The organism is Flavobacterium sp. Sd200 (assembly GCF_009826935.1).
GTDB lineage: Bacteria > Bacteroidota > Bacteroidia > Flavobacteriales > Flavobacteriaceae > Flavobacterium.
Genome location: NZ_WUMN01000002.1, coordinates 386,483 through 407,741, shown reverse-complemented (window position 1 = coordinate 407,741; position 21,259 = coordinate 386,483). Strand labels below are relative to the sequence as shown.

The window sequence follows — 21,259 nt, the reverse complement described above, 5'->3', positions numbered from 1 at the left end:
TTCGTCATTCAGTTATTTAACCACCAGAAAAATCCTGCGGCTGCGGGAGCGTAACACCTTAGGGACTTGCTTTTTTGCAAGCACCTTCATCAGGCCGTGCTCACCATATTTGTTGCTCATCCCGTAGATTTTTACCACCAGTCCGGTTCCGCTCAAAAGAATGACCCCGATACAAAGCCAGGAAGGCAGGCCAATGAGGTACATGACGGCAAAAACAATAAGAAGTCCAACCACTCCGCCGCCCAAATACCAGATGTATTGGGCCTTCAAACCCTTAAACTCTATTGAGGCGTTTATGCCTTTGTTGATCTGATAGACACTGTTTGCCATGATATTTAGATTATTAACCCTATAGCAGGTGATCGTGTACCCTCGTAATTACCGCATACCGCAAGTGGCGGTCATCGTATGTCTCCTCGGAAAAATCGAACGCCTCGAAGTCGTCCATGCAGGCTGCAATGAGGTTCACTACCTCAGAAGTCAGCACGCCCAGTTCCGATAGCCTTTTAAAGTCATCGGGAAATTCTTCTTCCAAAACCGAGCGGATGTACAGGAATTTAGAAGGTTTGAGATCCGCGGTAAGCTCGTTTAGGGCAAGTTCCTCGATAATGTAATTCGGCTTATCTTCTGCAAGAAGTTTATCCACCATCGGCAGGATGCCGTTTACTTTCTCGTCCAGATAGTGGGTTACCGAGTAATCCTTCTGCAGGTTCAGCATCACGTCAGGATTATTGTGGACAATAAATGCCCACAATTTTTCTTTTAGTTTTTCTACCATGACTGATTTTTAAGAGATGCCGAAGAAAGACTGGATCACCGTGGCAACCACTACCAAAAAGATACAGCTGCCGAACCATGCGGCGGCTACTTTGCCTGTGTCCTGATCGCCCGCATTCCATTTTTGGTACACCTTGACAGCGCCTATAAGCCCAAGGATAGCACCGACTGCATACATGAGGTTAGTGCCTGCGGAGAAGTAACTGCGTACTTTGGTGTTCGCTTCGTTAATACCCTCAATACCGTCCTGCGCGAAGGCATTTACGGTGGCCAGAAACAATAAAATTCCGGCAATAAGAGCCCTTTGCAGGGCTGGCTTTTTAATCCAACTGCACATTTTCATAACTCACACGTTTAAAAAGTTTTTAAAAAGAGGAAGTAAAAAACGGAGGGGCATCGCCGTCACATCGCTCCATCTATCTGTCACACTTGCCCTAACGCACCGGCGTGGACAGGGAGGCCCGCTCCGCTATATCTGATTTTCCCAAAGCCTGTCTGCTTCGGACTCGCTTATGGGGATATTTTGTTTGGCACATTCGGAGGCCACCAGCTCGTTGATGGCCGGGCGCATACCGTCGTTTTTAAGGGAAGGGTGTTCTTGTAATACCAGTCCCAGAGCGCCTTTCAATTCATTGGGTTTCATACTGCGGGCCGCCGCATCGCTGATGGTTTTCTGTATGCTCCCGATCAGGTATTCCAATTCATCGTAATCGCTTTCAGCAGATTCTGATGTTTCGTAGTTGTCAGATATGATTTTGGATGGGAGCGGCTCGGTGGGCACAGGACTTCTCGTCACCGTGGTATATGCTGTCTTTCGGCTTGATTTTTTGGAAATCCAGGCTGTCAGGTCACTGCTATAGTAACGAACCGCGACATAGAAATAATAAATAGCTGAAGAGGCAACCACTAACATCAGATAGCTTTGCCATGAAATACCTGTAAACATATGCTCTCATTTAAATCGTTACACAATGTTCCGCAGTGAGCGGGCTGTTATCGTTTCTGAAAGCAAAGTAAGGGTGCAGAAGAATGCCGGTCAGTTTCAACTTTGAAGTTGTAACCCAAGTTGCAACCCTGAAACCTGTTGTTTAGTAGTGGCTCTATTGAATCGGTATATAAGTTCTTGTGAATAGCTTTCTGGTTACTATTAGATTTTTTTTTAGAAATAAACTATTGATAAATAATTAGTTATAATTTATTTTTTAATATATTTAACATATAATATCTTTCCATTTCGTCGTTCCTGAAACGTGTTGTGGACAGGTTCAAACTTAACCTCACTTGTCATGAAAAAACACCTCATTGTTTCCCTCATTGCTGCAATTTTTGCAGTAGGGTGTGCTGATTTAAAGCATGTCAATAATTTTTCTAAAACGGCGGTAAAGACTATTATTTCCTATGATGATATTGGCTATAACTTTACCTCCAGTTATTATACCTACACATTGGGGCAAAATGCCTATAAGCTGACTGGGAACATCGTCGGGAATACGCTACAGCTGCCTCAGGCAATAATAGTGGCCAACGAACCCAAAATGGCAACCGATGCTGACAAGGCAATTACCTTTTATATAAAAAGTATTTCCGCTTATTTTGAAGCATTAACCAAGTTATCCGATCCAAACCTGGTCAATTATAATTTCGATGCTGTCCGTGATAATATTAAGGCGGATGCCGCTCTTAAAGCCAAACTGGGAGTAACCAGTGACGATAAGGTAGATGCCGCCGCAAAAATTGCAACTGTCTTTACCTCCAAGTTGATGGGGGCTTACCGCGAAAAGAAAATAAGGGAGGTCATTATTGGTTACGATGGGGATGTTTCTAAAAGTATCCAGACCCTGATCGATATTTTTAATAACGCGCTATTGCCGCTGATTGCGGCAGACCAGGCATTGATAGACTCAAAATACAGCCTGATTTTAGCCAACCCGAATGTGGAGATATCAAAGAAAGCTGATTTGACCAAAGCTTACAATGATGAAAAAATAAAGCTGGATAAGCACAAAACACAGATCACGCAGCTTGTGGAAGCCTTGGTGAAAATTAAGGATGAGCATAATAAAACAGCTACAGTTCTTGCCAATAGCAAACTGACAGCACAAGCCGTCAAAGACATTATTAACCAGCATAGCGCAGAGGTTTACCTAATCTATACTAACATCAAATTGTTAACCGACAAATCAAACTAATCATGGCCGATCAATATCAACTTAAAGCACTGGCAGATTCGATGGTGTCCGCTGCCACGACTATTAATAAGAGGGTTCAGGATGAAATGGCAACGCATCCGTACCAGGAGATCGAAGCGTTAAGCGATACCGCGCGCGACCTTATAATTGCAAGCAAAACTTTATATGCAATGACCGCTATCCAAATTGCGGAAGAAGGTAAAAAGGCATTAGAGCAATTACAGGATGCCACCGGTAAGTTAAATAAAGCGATCAAAACGATCCAAACCGTGCAGAAGGTTATCGATATTACTGCCCAATTGATCCTTTTAGCGGGCTCTGTTGTATCGGGGGATTACCTCTCAATTCCCGGAAAAGTAAAGGCTATAATTGAAGAGTTAGGAAAAGAAACCGAAGAGTGATATAAATAGAAATGCTTAATGTGGCAGTGAATGCCTGCAAGATAAATATGGATGCTACACAACAAATGGACCTTTCCAAAGAGGCCAATAATGAGCTGGTTTTCTCTTATCTTACTTTGAGGAACCTGATCGGTTTCGGGGGTATGCTATTGCCTGTGGTATTGGCAGTATTACCGGCAAGAACATCAGAGTATAATGGTTTTGAACCATCAATAAGTGACTATTTTTATACTGACCGTGGTGACATCCTGGTCGTTATGCTCTGCGTGATCGGAACATTTCTAATCACCTATAAAGGTTACACGCTGACAGAGCGGGCCTTAACGTTCTTGGCTGGGGTGTGCGGAATGGGAGTAGCTTTTGTGCCAACTAAAAAAGACTGTGGTGATTGCGGCCTTAGCGTACATACCGGCGAGGGAGGTATACTTCCTTCGTTGAACGGAACAGGCTGGCATTTCGCCTTTGCAGCGATATTCCTTTTAAGCCTTTCCTTCATTTCGATTTTTTATTTTACCAAGACTAAAGAAGGTGAACAAAAATTAAAACCTGACGGGAGGCGCACCCAAAAGGCCAAGAGGAATATTGTATTTATCACTTGTGGCTGGATTATTATTGGTTCCCTTGCTATTTTGGGAGTTTATTTCATTGCCGGTTTTGACCTAAAGCCGTTTCCAATGGTTTATGTATTTGAGACGGTTGCCGTAGAAGCTTTCGGTTTTGCATGGCTTGTCAAAGGGCAGACGCTTTGGCCTGACGGTGAACATTACCTGAGTAGGGGCATTCGAGAGATGAAACAAAGTTTTAATTAAATTTCCATATTAAACTACCAATCAGTTTGAGTAAAGTCAGCCATACCCGTTTGCCGTTTGGCTGGCAGTTAATTTAAACGATAAGATAAAAAGCGTTATTTCTCCTGCAGTACCCATCCATCACCGGTCAGCATAAAAATAGCTTTGTTGGTGATCTTTTTATTTTCCTTGAGGCCGATCAATATTGCAAATGGAGTAAGGTTTTTATAAATGGTGGTATATTCGACTGTAGCCACATCGGCAAATACAGTCACCTTATTGACCTTTTGAAATTGTTCTTCAGCAAGTTTTACCTTTTGTATATCAAAGGTAAAGTATTCCAGGTTGTCCGGTGCTACAAATAAAAGGTACGGCTTTGCCTTGTCTGTAAAATGTATGATGGGTCTGCTGTCGTTATTCTTCTCATAATCTTTTTGGATTTTCACGAATCCTTCTCTTTCCAAACCTGCCTGAATTAGCCTTCTGGCATAGCGGGGTTCGCCCCTGTATATTTCATAATCGATATTACGTGGAAATCCAGTTTTTGATTTCAGGAGCCTGGCAGCTTCCTCATGGGACAGGTCGTTTCGTCCACAACTTATGAATAAAATAAGGGAGAAAAAAAGTAAGAGCTGTTTCATAATCTAGGGGCTTTTAGTATTCTTTTATTTTTTTAATGATTCTTTCCAGTGCATCTATAGCAATCTGCTTATCCCTGTCTTCGGCAACATACGATTGTGTTCGCATGCCTTTGTAGGAAAGAGTATCGTTATACGGTGTGGAGAGGTGGGGGGTAATGCTCCGAAAGACCTGGCTAAGTGATTTGGCTACCAATATCCTTAAATCATCTGCTGCGCGGAAAATTAAGCCAATCTGATCCGAGGATAACTCCAAAAGGACTTTATCAATAACTTTATGCTGTGTTTTTACTGGCTTGAGTGCTTTCGCACTCTCTGGTAAAGGTAAGGCAGACCATTGTAACTTTTTTTCCATATAGCGTATTTCCTGAACGAACCAATTTCCAACAACCAATTTTAAGTCGTGGTATTTAGGGTTAAGTACCATTCCCGGCTTGGATTGCAATTGGTTAAAGGCTTTGTAACGGAAAAGGAGAAGGTCCATTTTTTCCACGGGCGTTTCTTTAGCAGTAATTTCTTCTTCGATGATCCCTGTAAGATATTTGATGTAGGCTTTGCTGTTGAAGTTCATATAGACCAGCAGTTCATGCAACTTTACCTGGAAGACATCGGAGGCAGCATCCCAATTGAGCCCTTCTAATTGCTTCAGCCATTCTTTGCGGTAAAGTACGCTGCGAAAAGTTGCTTCCTCCTGTAAAGGATGTGCAGCGATAAAAGCATTTAGGTTTTGGAGCAGTATTTCGAAGACCGGTATTGAACTTGTTTGCTTCTGGGCTAAAACTTTTATCTTGTCCAGCCTCTTTTGAAACTCTTTCTTCGCCATCATAAGATAAGTTGCGGGAACCCTTTCTTCCAACCCGAGATAAATTGAAAAGCGGGTTTCGATAAAAGCTAACAGCCGTTCCAGGCAGGCTGACAATGCTTTGTGAATTTTGCTGATGAGTGGATTTTTGAAGCCTGATCTTTTTTTGTTTTCGAGGCTATGGTCCAAAAGGATGACCAGTGAGGAATGAAAGCGCCGGATTAGTAATTCAATTTCGTTCTTTTTGTTGAGTGCGAAAACCCTTGACTTTATAAGGAGCTGCAATTTTGCTTCCTCCAGGTCGATCTGCTCATAGAGATAGAGTGCTCGCTCATTGGTCAGTCCCGTGTGTTCGGCACGGCTCGGATTCAGCGTGTAGGTAATCAGTGTATCAAGCCATACTAAAGGATATTCATTGGCGAGGGCTTCCGAAAAATGTTGGGTAGCATCCATAGCTTTATGATTTTGCATTATAGGCGTGCATATTAAGCCTGTTTGTAAAATCATCATCTAAAATCAGGGAAAAATCGATTATCGGTTAACAAATACCGATATGTTGAAAGGCATTCAGCGTGATTTTTGGGGGACTGCCAAAATCTGAAGGGGATGCGGGGCACTAATTTGGGGGAATGGCGGAAACTTAGGAATGAGACAAGAAGCCGTTCGACAACAGGATTGGCCTGACCAGAAAAAAATACAACGGGTGTACCAAATGTAGTATATATAGTCACTTACCTGTCCATCCATTTGCGGAACGATACTGCGCGGTCTTCGCTGACGATACAAAGCCGGGCATGCTCTACAGGAACACTTTCCACATTTTGATAGGGAGCAGGGGTAAGGGCAACCTCAAGAGTTTTATTTTTTCCCGGTTTATAATAAAGGCAGGACTGAAAACTCACGATCATCTGTCGGTTGATCCTAAAAAACATGCGTCTGTCTAACTTCTGTTCGAGAGCCCGTAAGTTATCCTGTATGGGATAACTTTCTTCCATATTGGACATTGCCTTTGTTCTCATGTAGACATCACCTTTGAGGATATAATAATATGCTATATCTTCTACCTTCACTGGTATAGAGCGGTTGACCGTATCTACCAAAATTACTTCTTTGGACGATGTTGTACTATCTACATCTTCATTTTTTATGATGGATGTCCCGCGCAGGCGCAGGAACGAGTTCAGGCCGAAATAATAGATGTTGATGGCAAGGATCATGAACAGGATAAGGGTATAGTCCTGACTCATGTAGGTGGTCTTGAAGATATTATAACCATAGGCATAGAAAAAGAGTGCAGCCATGAGGAAGGCTAAAACAGCAGGGATCAGAAATCCCAGTACCGTTTGCCAGAAAAGGCGCGTGAGTGTATCTTGGTGCCAGTCCCAGCGCCTGTCCAGCCGCATTGCGGTGAGATGTACCCATTCAATGAGCAGCATGGCAATAGCAAAACTGCCTGTCAGTCCTTTAAGGTAGGAGAGGGTAAAGAGTGCCTGCAGGAAATTATCCGGCTCATTGTACATGACAATGATATGCGCTGCAATGAAACCAAGAGCAAACCTGAAATATCTGTCGTTATAGCTTATATCCATGATACCCGGTAACCTGAGTGATCACTATTTTCAAATATATCGATTCTTAAACATATTTGGAATATGTATTGCTTTAAGGGGGGTAGACCTTAGTCCATGTTCAACTTTTATACTTTATGATTATGGCACAAGTACCCTTCAACCCATCCGGTGTAATAGACAAGCAAACTGAATTATATGCCTTGACTAACCCCTTACTCGATGCCCAGGCTGACCTCATACAAACCCAGTTTAAGGATTGGGTGAGGGATAATTTTCTTTTGACCCCTGATCAGGACGAGTTTTTGGATCTCTTTACAGGTGATTTTTTATCTTATATTTCAGGAGAAGTTTCCGATACAGTCCGCGCCCGTTCACCCATTGTTCTATCAATTTTGAATCCCGGTGGCCCGAAGAGCAGTAAGCGGCTAAAGAGCAAAAGATGCAAATGGCAAATATTCCACCAAAATGGTAAAGTAGAATTTGCAGAAGAATTGACCATAGAAATTATATACGATCCTGCTTAAGGAAGCAGTTTCGGACTCATGGAACTGTTTACAATTATTTGATACTGTATTAAATAATTGTTATTTTACGGTTCCTTTATGAAAATGATCAACCCAAATGAAGAAAGGGACTTGCTGGAAAGACTGCAAGGTGGGGATCATATTGCCTTTGAGAAAATTTATCACCTTTACAAAACAAGGCTCATTTCGGCTTCATTACGCCTTTTAAAGTCGCCCCAGCTTGTGGAGGAACTTTTGCAGGATCTTTTTCTCAAAGTATGGGAGCAACGTGATCGGATAGATACCACACAGTCGCTGAATGCTTACTTATATAAAATAGCCCATAATATGGCGTATGATGTATTCAGAAAGGCTGGTAGGGATAAACGCCTTTATGAACATTTAATTATAGCTACACAAAGTTCCTATGAGCATATTGAAAAAGCGATATTTCGTAAGGAGAATCAGGCTGAGCTTAGCAAAGCGATAAGCCTTTTACCACCCCAGCAACAGAAAGTATTCGTGCTTTGCAAATTGGAAGACAAAAGCTATGAGGAAGTAAGCCGATTACTTAATATCACTACCGGTACGATCAATAATCACATGTATCGGGCTAATTTATTTCTAAAGGAATATTTTTCACAAAGGTCGCGTTCTCAAATTACTTTAGGTTTATTGTTATCAACAATAATTGATACCATGTAATCAATCAACTGATATTTCTTTTTCGAAAATGTGCTTAAGTGTTACACTAAAAGCGAACCCTTTAATCGGAAGTTGATAGCTGTTCCTGAATATATTGTTCAGTAACCATTTTCCCCGGACAGGTTTTGTTTGTATTAAAATAGTGATGAGTGTGTACAGATTGCGTTCCAAGTTTCAGTTTGTCAGATAACAAACCAACGGTCTTCTTAAGAGTCAGCAGTTGGGCTTCGGTAGGAAGTTCGACATCTCCATCCATAAATAGCAAGACGGAAACTGTAGTCTTGTTTTGACCGGGAGTGTGGATCGCACCTTCGTTAAGCGGTACTCCGAGCCATATTGAGCCGTCCGGAGCGATCAGGTAGTGCCAGGAAACTTTATTCCAGCTAAACTGAGTTACCTGAAATTTCGCGATATTCATTACGCTAGATAGGCCATTGTATTTTTCTGTAGAAAAAGGAGTACCTGTATGGTGGATAATAATTCCATCGATCACCCTAGATACACTCTCACTTTTTAAAGTACTTTCAAGTTGGGATAGGGAGATGTTTTTTATATTTTCAAGTATAGCCGTTGCTGTTTTTTTGATGCTCTCAGGTTCAGATGGGGACGAAGCAATTGTAGTCGCTACTTTAATGACTTTATTTCTTTCTGTAATTGGTAGCTTAGAAGAAAATGTGACTTTACCTATTTTCTCAAGAGCCGCTGTTCTGGCTTCAATAGGTTGGCTACGCGACTCTGCAATTTTAAGTAATCTATAAAATTCTGCTATTACGGGAGTAGTGGTATCGGGCTTTTTAAAAAGGCTATCTGTTTTCTTTATTGCTGTTTCCGACGGAGATGCCGACTGCGAGGCTTCCAGCATTTGAAAAGCAATCCTTTTTACAGCAGTATCTTTACTTGAAAGAGCAGGAATAAGGGAATTCAGTGCTTTGAGTTCTTCTACCCTCAGGTTAGCTTTCTGAACCTCTATCTGCTTTAGATTATATTCGTTGCTCCTTTCTGATTCCAGATTTGAGAAATAGAGGCTCAATCCTGCGATTACGACCGTTGATAAAAATGAAATGGCTAATCCCACCCAGGCGCTCATATCTTTTTTGGGATTCTCCAATTTTTTGATAAGCACTTTAAGCTGTTCAATGAGTTCGTCGTTAGCATTTCCCTCGGCCATAACCTGAAAAATTAAATTAACAATAGTTCATTTGATGTGTAAACGTGGTAAATAAAAAGATGGCCAAAGATGAATTCAATTTTCCGGGTATCGAATCGCACATCTGATTGTATCTTGAATGTTTGTTTAATAGTTATATACCAACTGCTTATAGTTTAAATTATGGTATTAAATATAAATATAATTCAGATGCAAAAAACATCTTCCAATAAAAATAAAGTAATTCTTTTAACAGGTTAAGCAGGATTAGATAGAACCTTGCGCATATATAATTGAAAGAATTTTAAATATGGAATGTGTAGTTTCTTTCTTTAGCGCGTATTACGAGTTATAAGTTCAGCAATAAAATCAATACTGATTTCTTTGATTGACTTTAATTGATGCCTATGATAAAATAAAGCAACTACCTTATGCCATAAAATGCCATGCTTCCAACATGCATTAATTCAATGGCACTGCCAAGGGCAGTACGATCCTTCAAAGAATTATTTATTAACTCTAAACACAAAATCTATGAAAATCATTTCCCCTGTCTTATAAATATGATATGCAGAGGATCTCATCCACTTGCTATCCAAATCTTTTTGCTACTACTGTATTTGAGATTTGTCTTCACATATCTTAAACGGGCTTACCGTGGTAGACAATTTTGTATGCCCTTATTTAATCTATTAAAAATTCGAACAAATTATAAATTATGCCATCTCAACCATTTACCCCGGCGGGTGTAACAGCTAAAACAACCGAACTGTATGCCTTATCAGACAGCCTGCTTTTTGCACAGGCCGATGCTGTGGAATCCGATTTTAAGCTTTGGATGACTTCCAATTTTAGCCTGACCACACCGCAGGCGGACTATCTCGCGAATATGAATCCCCATGTTATAAAATATTACGGCATACAATGCTCTATGGCATTCAGGGGCCGTCTTTCCATCCTGTTAGTTTCACCGACACCGATCTTGGGCTATGTTAAATGGCAGGTTAGTGAAAGTACCCTTGCCGTAAAAACCAATGCCAGCGGAGCACTGGTAAGTTCGGGTAGCCTGACTTTCAAGATCGAATATCTTCCTTAGTTTAATAGTTTAGTTAATCGTTAAGAGGTTGTCCGATGGGCAACCTCTTTTTTTTATGTCTATGCAAACTGGGTTCTTTAACCGCATCTATCGGCCAAGGAGTATTATTTCATAATTTGTTTACATTATTTCAATGTAGGCTGTGTGCTTTTTCTTTCGCAAGCGTATTACTAATAAAAAGCTTTGGAAAGATACGATCACATCCGTACCCTGTTCGGTAAGTATTTGAACAACCGATTAACTGAGGGAGAGTTAAAGGAGCTTCTGGATCATTTTAATTTGGATGAGGATAAGGTTATCCTGTCGGAACTCATTGAAAAAGAATTAGAGAAAGATGCTCATGCCAAGGGTGACGAAGCATTAATTTATAAGATCGACACCAGCCTGCAAAAGAAGATATTTAGCAGAACAAAGCCGGTGAGCAGGATAAAAAGGCTTCTTCCTGCAATATCTGTTGCTGCCATGATATTACTGGGGCTTTCTTTTATAGGCATTATGCTTATAACAAAGAAAAAAGATGCTAATGAAATACATGTTTCACAAAATGAGCCCGATGCCCGGCCAGGCGGCAGCATTGCCACCCTTACCCTTGCCGATGGCAGTAAGATCAATTTAAGTGCTGTAAAAAATGGGAATATAGCAACGCAGCCCGGTGTTAAGATTGTTAAAACAGCCAATGGACAGGTCATTTATACCGTAGCAGGTAAACCACTTGCCAATAATTATAACACTATTGAAACCCCAAGTGGGGGAGAGTACCAGGTGCAGCTACCCGATGGTACCAAAGTATGGCTGAATGCAGCCTCTTCTTTAAAATATCCCATTGCCTTTACAGGATTAAAAGAGAGAGTAGTGGAATTGACCGGAGAAGCTTATTTCGAGGTAGCCCATAATAAATCGCAACCTTTCCAGGTGTTGAATAGCAGGCAAACCGTCGAAGTATTAGGCACGCATTTCAATATCATGGCTTATAAGGATGAAAAGGAAGTACGTACTACGTTACTGGAGGGTTCTGTCAAAGTAATCAGGTCAAAACTTGAGAAGATCATCAAACCCGGGCAACAGGCGCTGGTAGGTGAGGGGATCATAATAAGGGAAGCGGATGTAGAGGCTGCAGTGGCTTGGAAGAACGGTCGTACTTATTTCAGGGATGCTGACATTCCGACTATTATGAGGTCGTTAAGCCGTTGGTATAATGTGCAAATTGTATATGAAGGGAAAATCCCAGATGCCTTATTTACTGGGGGTATTTCCCGTAAATCCAATCTTTCAGGCCTTATCAAGATACTTCGTGCAAGCGATATCAATGCCACCATAGAAGGTAGTAAACTAATCGTAAAACCTTAACCCAATTCGAAAACCCTTAAAACAAAAATGCCTATGTAGAAAGAAGTTTAGTTAATAGAATAGTTAAATAAATGCCCAAAACAAGGGCCGGGAGTGCTTCCAACACTCACCGGCCTGATGCTGGGCCAACAACCCGGTAAACCGGTACGATCCTTCGAAGATTTATTGATTAACCCTAACCCAACAAAAGTATGAATATTTCTACGCTCTCCTCCTATAGGGAGCGGTTTATTAAAGCATTGGTCGTTATGAAGCTTGTTGTACTTCTTATTGCCCTGGCCTGTTTTAAAGTATCCGCATCCGTGTATGCACAAACCATTACCCTGAATGAAAAAAATGCCCCCCTGTCAAAGGTCTTCAAGATAATTGAGCAGCAAAGCGGCTACAGTTTCTTTTATAATAACGAAGTGCTTCGGCAGATGCCGAAAGTCAATATTGCGGTAAAGGAGGTAACGCTTTCACAAGCATTGGACCAATGCTTGGAGGGCCTCGCGCTCCGGTATGAAATTGTCGACAATACGATCATCGTTAAGGCCAAAGACAAGAGTTTATCAAAAAAAGTGAAAACAGCCCTATCTCTGCCTGTTGAAGTAAAGGGCAAAGTTACCGATACCACGGGAGCTGTATTACCGGGAGCTGCTATCCATATAAAAGGGAGCAATAAGGCATATACTGCTGATAGCAATGGAGAGTTTTCTTTTTCTGCCCAACCGGGTGACGAGGTAACGGTAAGCTTTATAGGCTATAGTCCGTACATCATGAAAGTAAGCGATAGTATGCCTTTTCAAGAGGTTGTGCTCAGGCGTATTAACAATGCCTTGGATCAGGTAGTAGTTTCTACGGGGTATCAGACTCTGCCTAAAGAACGGGCAACCGGAAGTTTTACGACAGTCAACAATCAACTTTACAATCAACAGGTTGGTACAGACATACTCAGTCGTCTGGAATATATAGCTAATGGTGTTTCTGTTTACCGGAATAATTCTACTGCTACCAATCAATTGATGGTAAGAGGTATCAGCACCATTAACGGTCCTACCAGTCCTTTGATCGTTGTTGATAATTTTCCTTATGAGGGAAATATCAATAATCTTAACCCAAATGATGTGGAATCAGTAACAGTATTAAAAGATGCAGCAGCTGCATCTATCTGGGGTACAAAAGCAGGCAACGGAGTAATCGTGATTACTACAAAAAAGGGAAAGGTGAACCAACCTTTAAAGCTAAGTTTTAATTCTAGCGTTACAATCAGCAATAAACCCGATCTGGATTACCTTACTTTAATGTCAAGTGCTGATTATATAGCTTTTGAAAAAGATTTATACAGCAGGGGATATTATAATAATCAAATTAACAGTGCACAATACCCTGTAGTTTCTCCCGTAGTCCAATTACTGGTGAAAGCAGCGAATGGCTCAATTACTCCAGCGCAGGCAGAACAGCAGATCAATTCTTTAACAAATAACGACACACGGGATGATTTTGAAAAGTTTATCTATCAAAAGGCGGTAAACCAGCAATATCATATTGATCTAAGCGGTGGCAACGGGAAATCAACTTATCTGTTTTCAGTTGGTTACAACAAAGATATAAGTAACCTTGCAGCAAAATACGAGAGGCTTAATTTGCGCTCAAATGCCTCTTTTAATCCGGTTAAAGGCTTGCAGCTCACCACAGGATTGACCTATACCAAAAGTAATAACAGAAGTGGCAAAACAGCTTTCGGATACCTGCAGCAGCCTTACCAAATGCTCGCGGATACTGCCGGTAACCCTTTATCAGTAGCTCAAACATATAGCCAGGCATTTAAAGATAATGCCGCTAAAACGGGACAATTATTAGACTGGAATTATTATCCGCTAACCGATTACCAGCATAATTACACACTTACTGGCACACAGGATATTTTATTAAATTTTGGAGCAAATTACCAAATTCTGAAAGGCCTCAGTATTGATGTTAAATATCAATTTGAAAAGCAATTGGTAAATGCCAGTACCACTTACAATGTTGAGAGTTATTTCGCTCGGAACCTGATTAATTCTTACACACAGGTTAATGGAAGTTCTGTTACGAATCCAATACCTAAAGGAGGTATCCTTGACTTACAGAATAGCACTTTGACGGCAAGCAATCTTCGTGGCCAGTTGAACTATTCAAGGGATTGGGGGAAGCATTCAGTTTCTATGATAGCTGGCGAAGAATTGCGGGAAGTAATTACTGATGCCAACAGAACACGCAATTACGGATATAACAATTCATTATTGACCACTTCTCCGGTTACTTATAGTACCACCTATCCAAATTATGTCACAAAGAGTTTAGTTGCTATTCCTTATAATAATTCCTTGTCACAGACGCGAAATAGGTTTGTTTCTTTTTATGCCAATGGTGCTTATACATATGATAAAAAATATACTCTGTCAGGAAGTATGCGAAGAGATGCATCTAATCTTTTTGGTGTTAACACAAACGACAAATGGACGCCTCTTTGGTCCACCGGCGTAAGCTGGGATATATCAGAAGAAAACTTTTACAGCGTAAAAGCTATTTCCAATCTCAAATTAAGAGCGACCTATGGATATAGCGGAAATGTTGATCCCAGCAGATCTGCTGTAACAACAATTTCCTATTTGGGTACATCAATCTATACAAGTACTCCATACGCCCAAGTGAGAAATTTTTCCAATCCAAGTCTCCGATGGGAAAAGGTTGGGACATTTAATCTCGGAATGGATTTCCGATTCAAAGGTGACCGGATTTATGGAAGCATTGATTACTACCGGAAAAAAAGCACAGATTTATATGCGACTGTGCCAGTAGATTACACAGTAGGTTTGGGAATTGCTACTCTGACAAAAAATGTTGCATCAATGCAAGGAAACGGTGTTGATGTAGAGATCAACAGCCTAAATATTGACGGAAGTATTAAGTGGCTAACAAACTTTAATGTAAATTATTACAGCGATAAAGTAACCAAGTACACTGTTCTTACAACAGCGGGAAGTATATATACAGTTGGAACTAAAAACCCGGTTTTGGACAGACCTGTTTGGGGTGTCTATTCTTATAGATGGGCAGGGCTTAGCTCAAACGGTAATCCACAAGGTATCCTTAATGGACAAATAAGTGAAAATTACGCTTCATTGACAGGCAGCGGTACCCAAATAGCTGATTTGGTTTATAATGGCCCAAGATTTCCAGTATTTTATGGCACGTTAGGAAATACCTTAAGTTATAAGGGACTTTCTTTCACCGCCCGTGTAACCTATAATTTTGGAAATTATTTCAAAAGACAGTCTGTCGGTTATGCCACACTGGCGAGTTCGGTGGGACATGCCGATTACTCAAATAGATGGCAAAAACCAGGAGATGAGAATACAACTAATGTTCCTGCTTTTAACTATCCAATAAACTCTGCTAGGGATAACTTCTATGCAGGGGCTGAGACGCTCATCGAAAAAGCAGATTGTATTCGTTTGCAATATATAACCGTTGCTTACGATTTATCAAAAAAGCACTACCATTGGCTGCCATTTAACGGATTACAAGTCTATTTAAATGCTAATAATTTAGGAATTATCTGGCGTGCCAATGATTTGGGAATAGACCCTGATTATACATCTACAACCACTTTGATGCCCCCGGCAAAGAATATTGCCATTGGAATTAGAGCTAACCTATAAATTTAGTTTGAAATGAAAAATAAAAGAAACTCTATCATATTTTTCTTAGCGTCTTTTACAATACTTACCAGCTGCAAGAAATATTTGGATGCTAAATCTGATCAATCTCTTGTAGTAATAAGTACAGTTCAGGATTTACAGAGTTTGTTGGATAATGACCTTACTGTAAATGGAATGAACCCTAATGCCGATGCGGCAAGTTCTGATGACTATTACGTGTCATATGCTAGCTTTCAATCTTTTTCATATGAGCAGTTCAGGAATTTGTATACATGGCAACCTACCAATGTGTTCAACCCTTATACAAATGTCACAAATGATTGGACGCAATTGTATAACACCGTATACATCGCAAATGTGGTTTTAGATAATCTGGATAAAATTGTCAAAACAGAAAGTAATGCGTCAGCTTGGGATAATGTCAAAGGGCAAGCCCAGTTTTTAAGAGCATATGCGTTTCTAAAAGCTGCAAGTATCTGGTCTCTGGCTTACGATGACCGAACTTCGGAATCAGATTTGGGAATACCTTTGCGTCTAACCTCGGATTTCAATATACCTTCTGTCAGATCAACAGTTGCAGAGACTTATAACCAGATTGTGACAGATGCAAATGCAGCTGTTCGTTTGCTACCCAATACCTCAGTTCATTCTCAGCGATCTTGCAAACCAGCCGCTTATGCCCTTATGGCAAAAGCCTATTTGGCAATGCGCCAATATAATAAGGCTGGTTTGTATGCGGATTCATGTTTAAAGATATATAATACCTTAGTTGATTTCAATACTTTCAATACTGCATCGGCATACCCTATAACTCAGTTTAACAAAGAGGTAATCTACAATACATACAATGGTGGTGCCGGAGGACAGTTAACTAATATAACTAATGCTAAAATTGACACGGTATTATATCGGCTTTACGCATCGAATGATCTCAGAAAAACGCTGTACTTTAAAGTAAATGCAGATGGTAGTATGGCTTTTAGAGGAAGTTATTACGGCACTGCGCAATTATTTAGTGGTATTGCCACTGATGAAGTATATCTGATAAGAGCTGAATGCCATGCCAGAGCGACAAATATCAGCGCAGCCATGGGCGATCTCAATACCATTTTAATTAAAAGGTATAAGACAGGCGCTTTTATCCCCCTAACTGCATCAGACCCGTCTGATGCATTATCAAAAATACTGTTGGAACGTCAAAAGGAATTGGTTATGAGGGGAACTCGATGGATGGACATAAAGCGGCTGAATAAAGAAGGATATGGAATTAGTCTGAAAAGAATTTTAAATGGACAGACCTACATTTTACCTGCTAACGATTTAAGATTTGCATTGGCTTTGCCTGATGATATAATTACACTATCGGGAATGCAGCAAAACCCAAGATAACTAACATGAATTTATCGAAAATGACACTTAGAATTATTTTAGGGCAGGTTTTACTATGTTGTATATTCTATAATACAGTCTGTGCACAAAAAATAAACCCAACAGAAATAGGTAGTAAGTTACCCGAATTGCAATTAAAACATATATATGGTAAACCATCGGAGCAATTAAAACTGTCTGACTTTAGAGGCAAGGCTATCCTGTTAGATTTTTGGGCTACATGGTGTCCTCCATGTGTTGCCTCATTGCCGTTCCTGGACTCGTTACAAAGGCGATTTAGAAATGATCTTATGGTTATTTGTGTTACTCGTGAAGGTGACAAAACGGTTAATGGGGTATTAAATAGACAATTTTCAAATAATCCCCCCGCTTTTTTGACTGTTTTGAAAGATTCAGTAATTGAAAAGTATTTTCCTCATCAAAGCATTCCTCATTGCATATTAATAGATAAAAAGGGTATTGTGATGGCGATAACTGAAAAAGTCGGTGTTACATATGATAGTATACATGATCTGATCGATGGGAATACACTTAAGATTGACAACAAACCCCGCACCATCAAATACGACACGCATAAGCCCCCATATGCCAGCAAGCAAGTTGTACTGGGCGATGAATTTTTGTATCATTCAATGGTGACAAAATATAGAGAGGATTTAAACCCAAGTTATGCAAGGGGTATAAATAATGACTTTATCGCATGTATCAATAGTTCCATTGTGAGGTTATTCCAATGCGCTTACGGAAAATTCGACCTTTCCTGGCTCGACATGAATAGAGTGGTTTGCAGGGGTTTCACAGACTTTACTGATTCTGCTAAAATCGGGATTTTTAAATCTGAAGCTCTAATAAATAACTGGAAAAACAATATTAAGACGAATGCTTATAGCTATGAACTTGCTGTGCGTGACACTTTTTTTACAACTGACGGGCTATTTGAAATGATGCAACAGGATCTTAACAGATATTTTAGTCGCTATGGAATTGAGGTTCATCCCGAGAAAATCAACCGAAAAGTTTTAGCCCTGGTTTACAATGAAAGTAAGAATCTTTATAATTTCAAACAGGGTTCGGGAGAATCAATTAAAATTTCAGGTGACAGATTTCTCAGAATAGCAAACCAACCAATAGCATATTTTCTTTCTCAACTCCAGCCTTATCTGAAAGTTAAAGTACCGGTGGTGAACCGGACTGGTTACACGGGTAAGATAAATATTGAGATTAACGGAGACATGTCAAGTGTGAGTACTGTAAATAAATCTTTGGGCGTTTATGGTTTAAAGCTCATTGAGAAAGAAGAACCTACAGAGGTGATCGTGATTACTAAAAATCCAAATGCAAAGAATTTACCTTAATTATTTTAATAATCGGACAAGAAAGTTTTGATGCTTAAAATAATATCAAATAAGCATATATACTATTTACAGCATTAAAATAAAGGGGTAAAGCTTGAAATATGTTTCATGAGTCAAGCTTTACCCTTTGCTAATTTAGTTTCTTAATGAAAACGCAGTTGGCGGCTGGCCGGTACCATTCGCGAATTCCGCTGCGCAAACATTAATAGAACCTCCACAGTTAGGTTGGTTCTCTTGTGAAGAATCAGGGTCATAACTCGTGAAAAGTTGCGCTTCATCATCACTCGGCAGTACGTCACCAGAAGAACTATTGATAGTATACCAATTCCCAACAAGTTTGTGTGGAGCATTAGTAAAAGCGCTAAAATCGATAGCAAGAACTGCTACCAGCAGTCCAAAAGCAAGTTTGTGTAAATTTTTCATACGATAATGAATTATATTATTTTTTAATTCGACTTAAATAGATGGCAGTTAAACCAAGGGCAATAAAGCCAAGGTTGAACCAAAGGTGTTGTGACCAATTCAGGCTTTGAATAACCCCACCGCAGGAACACGGAAGCTTCGTGCCGGATAATAGCAAGGCTATTAAGTAACTGGTAAATACAATCAGTAAAGCCGTAAAAGCACACAGACCTGTTTTAGTGGTCTTAGGTATCAACATCAGCACCGCGATGATAATCTCACTTCCGGGGATAAGCCAGGCTAAAAAGCCAGTGTAATCCTCCAGTATGGGAAGTTTGGAGAGACCATTTTTGAACGATTGGTAATTTGCTATTTTTGAATAAGCGGTATATAAAAACAAGAAAATGCCTATCAAAGTAATTATAAACACCAACCTTTCATTGGCTTTGTAAGAAAGCTGTTGCGGCTGCTTCTTACGGATAATATTTTCCATCATAACAGTAGATTGAATTGGTTCACATTGAATGTGGAATAGGCTTGCTTCAAGAGATTTCCAACAGGAAAATCAACCTGCTTTGACGCCAATTCGCCTCAAAATGGTATAAGCCTAAGATTAGAAAATATCCAATTATTGAAGTTATTTCTTTAATTGTTGCGCATCGAAAGGCTACATTTTAAATGCACCTTATAACCGTGTTTGAAAACTACAATTGACTAGCCAACGAACTCATTTGAAATCCCATTACATTTTTGCTTATTGATCAGGTAAGCAATTATGTTCGGGGTTCAACTTAATGCATGCAGTTGATGAGTTTGATATAAATGTATTCTGTAATGGTTTAAAAGTCAATAGCTTTTATTCCTTGGGATGCGAGTCAACGGATAAAAGATACCAGTCAACGAAATTTATCGTTGAAAGGTAAATAAACCTGATAAATAAAATTTGGCGGATGCGGGTCAACGAGTACAGATGCGGGATAACGGTTTAATTTTATTGATAGTGATCATAAAATCCGCGAAGAAATGCCTCCTTTTTATCTTTTGTTACCTGGAGACTGTCGTGAAGCAAATTTTCCATCTGGTTTAAATAATCAGGTTTGATTTTAATCGTCAGAGAAGTCTTGTTTTTTCCTTGCTGATAGGTGTCAATTATCTCATAATTAATGATCATACGCCTGTTGATCTGGCACAATGTTCGGTCATCACTTTCGTGGATAATATAATTTATAGTGGTATTAAGTAGATAGTGCGACCCCAGATTAATTACTGCCCGTACCTGTTTCCCTTCGCGCTGGTAATACAGCACAAATTGTCCCTGCCTGCTGTTGCTTTGACCACTATCCTGCTTTTTTTCTATTGGAGTTAATTCAGTTTTCTGACTTGTCGGGAAATGACTCTCGGACAGCAAAAGGTAGTGTATGAGGTAGTAAACATTCAGTAGAATAATAAAGAATACGATTACCGGATAGTCGATGAGCAGGAACCCATTATTAAGTACATCCTGTCCCAATGCCTGGAAATATATAGAGATCAAAAGCAGGTCGATGATTGCGGGTGCGAGTATGCCAAGGGTAAATTGCATGAGGCTTCGTTCAATAGGTCTTTCTCTCCAGCTGCATCTGGTGTCGAGCCAAAGCGTGGCGCGGTGTATGGCGTAGACCAGCAAAAGCCCTATACCGAAACTAACGGCAAAGGCAATGTAAAAGCTAACGGATGTAAATGCCCGGTAAATGTCAAAGGGACGGCCATGAAAGAGGATATAAAAAGAAGCTGTGAAAGCCGCGATCAAGCGGAGTTTGCGGTTGCGATAATGAACTGTTTTCATGGGTGACATTGGTTTTATTACGTTATAAAAACCGATGTTTTTGGGGTTGCGGACAATGTACAATAGCCGGTGTAAATATTTTTACGGGTTTCCTCATTTTCGATGATTAAACCTAAAATAACGCCGTAATGCATTGGAGGCAATGGCCACCTTGGTACAGTTTCAGTAGATAGCAGGTAAAGCCTCAAAAAAAAGGCAACTGGTGAACAGCTGCCTTTTGCTAAAACTTGATCAGTTATTTAGAGTTTCCGAGGCTATTTATCTTTTCATTGAACTCTATAAGTCCCGCTTTTTGCAGGCATTCCTGCGCAATGTCTTTCAGTTCCTGTAGGTTTTCCTTAGCAATAGCTGAGAGCAGCCCTGCTTCTTTTTCGCCTCCTTCGGCGCTCAGGCCGTGCCCTATTACCTGATTTAACAGCAATACGTTTTTCCTCGAAATCTTCAGGTCAATCTTTACCATCTCATTCATACCAGGAATACTTAACATTGTATCAAATACCCGTGCAGCATCATCTTTTGTCAACATAATTTCAAGTGTTTAATTGAACCTTATTTTTTAAACAAAAATAGCTGATCGGCAGATAGGTATCCTGTTCGAAATTCCAACAGTAATATTAGTAGAAAATTAAGAGCCTGCA

22 protein-coding genes are annotated in these 21,259 nt (G+C 40.1%); 10 read left to right on the top strand and 12 right to left on the bottom strand.

Annotated features, from left to right (window positions below):
• Positions 1-12: 12 nt before the first annotated feature.
• The 4 genes from GR160_RS07910 to GR160_RS07895 all read right to left on the bottom strand — a co-directional run bounded on the left by GR160_RS07910 (position 13) and on the right by GR160_RS07895 (position 1,723).
• Complete coding sequence (locus GR160_RS07910) at positions 13-330, bottom strand: DUF4133 domain-containing protein (protein WP_160749327.1); 318 nt, start codon at positions 328-330, stop codon at positions 13-15.
• Between the two features lie 19 nt (positions 331-349).
• On the bottom strand, positions 350-778 hold the full coding sequence (locus tag GR160_RS07905) for a hypothetical protein (RefSeq protein WP_160749326.1): 429 nt from the start codon (positions 776-778) through the stop codon (positions 350-352).
• Positions 779-787: 9 nt separating this feature from the next.
• Positions 788-1,114 carry a DUF4134 domain-containing protein gene (locus GR160_RS07900; protein ID WP_202390751.1) on the bottom strand — a complete coding sequence of 109 codons (327 nt, stop codon included), beginning with the start codon at positions 1,112-1,114 and terminating at the stop codon, positions 788-790.
• 132 nt (positions 1,115-1,246) lie between these two features.
• Positions 1,247-1,723, bottom strand: a complete 477-nt coding sequence (locus tag GR160_RS07895) for a hypothetical protein (protein ID WP_160749324.1) — start codon at positions 1,721-1,723, stop codon at positions 1,247-1,249.
• Between the two features lie 340 nt (positions 1,724-2,063).
• Between GR160_RS07895 and GR160_RS07890 the strand changes: the two genes are divergently transcribed.
• The 3 genes from GR160_RS07890 to GR160_RS07880 are packed head-to-tail and all read left to right on the top strand — an operon-like array spanning position 2,064 to position 4,176.
• Entirely contained in the window at positions 2,064-2,966 is a 903-nt protein-coding gene (locus GR160_RS07890) for a hypothetical protein (protein WP_160749323.1), read from the top strand.
• Between the two features lie 2 nt (positions 2,967-2,968).
• Complete coding sequence (locus GR160_RS07885; RefSeq protein ID WP_160749322.1) at positions 2,969-3,367, top strand: hypothetical protein; 399 nt, start codon at positions 2,969-2,971, stop codon at positions 3,365-3,367.
• Positions 3,368-3,414: 47 nt separating this feature from the next.
• Positions 3,415-4,176 carry a hypothetical protein gene (locus GR160_RS07880; RefSeq protein ID WP_160749321.1) on the top strand — a complete coding sequence of 254 codons (762 nt, stop codon included), beginning with the start codon at positions 3,415-3,417 and terminating at the stop codon, positions 4,174-4,176.
• A 95-nt stretch (positions 4,177-4,271) separates the two neighbouring features.
• Here the strand turns inward: GR160_RS07880 and GR160_RS07875 are convergent, their stop codons facing one another.
• The 3 genes from GR160_RS07875 to GR160_RS07865 form a co-directional block, all read right to left on the bottom strand.
• Positions 4,272-4,796 carry a hypothetical protein gene (locus tag GR160_RS07875; protein ID WP_160749320.1) on the bottom strand — a complete coding sequence of 175 codons (525 nt, stop codon included), beginning with the start codon at positions 4,794-4,796 and terminating at the stop codon, positions 4,272-4,274.
• 13 nt (positions 4,797-4,809) lie between these two features.
• Positions 4,810-6,048 carry a hypothetical protein gene (locus GR160_RS07870; RefSeq protein ID WP_160749319.1) on the bottom strand — a complete coding sequence of 413 codons (1,239 nt, stop codon included), beginning with the start codon at positions 6,046-6,048 and terminating at the stop codon, positions 4,810-4,812.
• A gap of 278 nt (positions 6,049-6,326) precedes the next feature.
• Positions 6,327-6,896 carry a LytTR family DNA-binding domain-containing protein gene (locus GR160_RS07865; RefSeq protein ID WP_160749318.1) on the bottom strand — a complete coding sequence of 190 codons (570 nt, stop codon included), beginning with the start codon at positions 6,894-6,896 and terminating at the stop codon, positions 6,327-6,329.
• Between the two features lie 410 nt (positions 6,897-7,306).
• Here GR160_RS07865 and GR160_RS07860 point away from each other — a divergent pair, with 410 nt between their 5' ends.
• Both GR160_RS07860 and GR160_RS07855 read left to right on the top strand, forming a co-directional pair.
• Positions 7,307-7,690, top strand: a complete 384-nt coding sequence (locus GR160_RS07860; RefSeq protein WP_160749317.1) for a hypothetical protein — start codon at positions 7,307-7,309, stop codon at positions 7,688-7,690.
• Positions 7,691-7,768: 78 nt separating this feature from the next.
• A complete protein-coding gene (locus tag GR160_RS07855) occupies positions 7,769-8,374 on the top strand; it encodes an RNA polymerase sigma factor (protein ID WP_160749316.1) in 606 nt (201 codons plus the stop codon).
• Positions 8,375-8,435: 61 nt separating this feature from the next.
• Here the strand turns inward: GR160_RS07855 and GR160_RS07850 are convergent, their stop codons facing one another.
• Entirely contained in the window at positions 8,436-9,542 is a 1,107-nt protein-coding gene (locus GR160_RS07850) for a peptidoglycan recognition family protein (protein ID WP_160749315.1), read from the bottom strand.
• A 697-nt stretch (positions 9,543-10,239) separates the two neighbouring features.
• On the opposite strand from GR160_RS07850, the gene GR160_RS07845 reads away from it, so the two are divergent.
• The 5 genes from GR160_RS07845 (at position 10,240) to GR160_RS07825 (ending at position 18,394) form a co-directional block, all read left to right on the top strand.
• Positions 10,240-10,617, top strand: a complete 378-nt coding sequence (locus GR160_RS07845; RefSeq protein ID WP_160749314.1) for a hypothetical protein — start codon at positions 10,240-10,242, stop codon at positions 10,615-10,617.
• Positions 10,618-10,800: 183 nt separating this feature from the next.
• A complete protein-coding gene (locus GR160_RS07840; protein WP_160749313.1) occupies positions 10,801-11,964 on the top strand; it encodes a FecR family protein in 1,164 nt (387 codons plus the stop codon).
• Positions 11,965-12,155: 191 nt separating this feature from the next.
• Complete coding sequence (locus GR160_RS07835) at positions 12,156-15,650, top strand: SusC/RagA family TonB-linked outer membrane protein (protein ID WP_160749312.1); 3,495 nt, start codon at positions 12,156-12,158, stop codon at positions 15,648-15,650.
• Positions 15,651-15,662: 12 nt separating this feature from the next.
• Positions 15,663-17,039 carry a RagB/SusD family nutrient uptake outer membrane protein gene (locus tag GR160_RS07830; protein ID WP_160749311.1) on the top strand — a complete coding sequence of 459 codons (1,377 nt, stop codon included), beginning with the start codon at positions 15,663-15,665 and terminating at the stop codon, positions 17,037-17,039.
• 5 nt (positions 17,040-17,044) lie between these two features.
• Entirely contained in the window at positions 17,045-18,394 is a 1,350-nt protein-coding gene (locus GR160_RS07825; RefSeq protein ID WP_160749310.1) for a redoxin family protein, read from the top strand.
• Between the two features lie 135 nt (positions 18,395-18,529).
• On the opposite strand, the gene GR160_RS07820 is transcribed toward GR160_RS07825, so the two are convergent.
• From GR160_RS07820 to GR160_RS07805, 4 genes are all read right to left on the bottom strand, one after another.
• Positions 18,530-18,817 (bottom strand): hypothetical protein, encoded by a 288-nt coding sequence (locus GR160_RS07820; protein WP_160749309.1) that lies wholly within the window; start codon positions 18,815-18,817, stop codon positions 18,530-18,532.
• A gap of 16 nt (positions 18,818-18,833) precedes the next feature.
• Positions 18,834-19,292, bottom strand: a complete 459-nt coding sequence (locus GR160_RS07815; protein WP_160749308.1) for a MauE/DoxX family redox-associated membrane protein — start codon at positions 19,290-19,292, stop codon at positions 18,834-18,836.
• Between the two features lie 495 nt (positions 19,293-19,787).
• A complete protein-coding gene (locus GR160_RS07810; RefSeq protein WP_160749307.1) occupies positions 19,788-20,621 on the bottom strand; it encodes a LytTR family transcriptional regulator DNA-binding domain-containing protein in 834 nt (277 codons plus the stop codon).
• A 235-nt stretch (positions 20,622-20,856) separates the two neighbouring features.
• A complete protein-coding gene (locus GR160_RS07805; protein ID WP_160749306.1) occupies positions 20,857-21,147 on the bottom strand; it encodes a hypothetical protein in 291 nt (96 codons plus the stop codon).
• Positions 21,148-21,259: the final 112 nt, after the last annotated feature.